The organism is Streptomyces sp. P5F9 (assembly GCF_057961495.1).
In genome coordinates this window covers 1-1,082 of the sequence record NZ_JBXVPZ010000960.1, presented here as the reverse complement: position 1 = coordinate 1,082, position 1,082 = coordinate 1, and the positions used below count along the sequence as shown (strand labels likewise).

The following is a 1,082-nucleotide window of genomic DNA, read 5'->3' as shown; positions in this document are numbered from 1 at the left end:
ATCCCGCACGGTCACGACCGCCCCGTCAACGGTGACCACAACCGGCCCCCGCCCATGCCGGTGCGCATTGGCGACAAGATTCCCCAGCACCCGCTCAAGCCGCCGCCGGTCCGTCTCCACCCACTCGTCCCGTACGACGACGACCTCCGCGTCCGCCCCCGACGCCCGCACGACCCGCTCGGCCACCGCCCCCAGCCGCTCGGCGTCCAGCTCCAGCTTCTCCCGCCGCGTATCGAGCCGGGAGATCTCCAGCAGATCCTCGGTGAGCGTGCGCAACGCGGCCACCCGATCCCGGACCAGCTCCGTCGGCCGCCCCGGAGGCAGCAACTCGGCAGCCGCATGCAACCCGGTCAACGGCGTGCGCAGCTCGTGCGCCACATCCGCAGTGAACCGCTGCTCGCTCAGCAGCTTCCCCTGCAACGACGAGGCCATCGTGTCGAGCGCGGCGGCCACCGCGGCCACCTCGTCCTGGGGCAGGGTCGCGTCCTTCGTACGGGGATCGTCGACCCGCGCGTCCAGGTCACCGGCGCTGATCCGCCGGGCCACCTGCGCCGTTCCGTGCAACCGCCGGGTCACCCGGGTCACCGCGAACGCGCCGACCAGCAGCGTCGCCCCGATCGCCAGCGCGGAGGACCAGACGATCGCCCGGTCCAGTCCGGCGATGGTGCTCGAACCCTGCGAGTAGTCGACCCCGACGGCCAGCACCCGGTCGCCGGAGGCCGGGCCCGCCGCCCACATCGTGGGGTGCCCCCGTTGCTTGCCGACCATCGTGCCGCGCTCCCCGGCCCCCGCCAGTTGCCGTAGCGGCTCGGGCAGGTCCTCGGGATCGACGCCGGCGCCGTGCACGAGCGAGTCCCCGGCCTCGTACTGCGTCGTCGCCTCCTTCAGCCGCGCCAAGGCGAGGTCGCGGGCCTGGCCGACGGTCTGGTCGGTCACCGAGACATGCACGAGTACGCCGAGCAGGGCGGCCAGCGCGCAGCACATCACCGTGATGAACACGGCCGCCTTGAAGGCGAGGGTCCCGGCCCACCGGGGCAGCGCGAGCCTCATCACGGGGTCGCCGAGGGGGAGTTGGGGGAGGC

Annotated in this window: 1 protein-coding gene; it reads right to left on the bottom strand. The window is 73.5% G+C overall.

From position 1 onward, the window contains the following. Nucleotides 1–1,050, bottom strand: a 1,050-nt coding sequence (locus AC31A1_RS51805) for a histidine kinase dimerization/phospho-acceptor domain-containing protein (protein ID WP_489659977.1), incomplete at its 3' end; no start/stop codon positions are given. Nucleotides 1,051–1,082 lie beyond the last annotated feature (32 nt).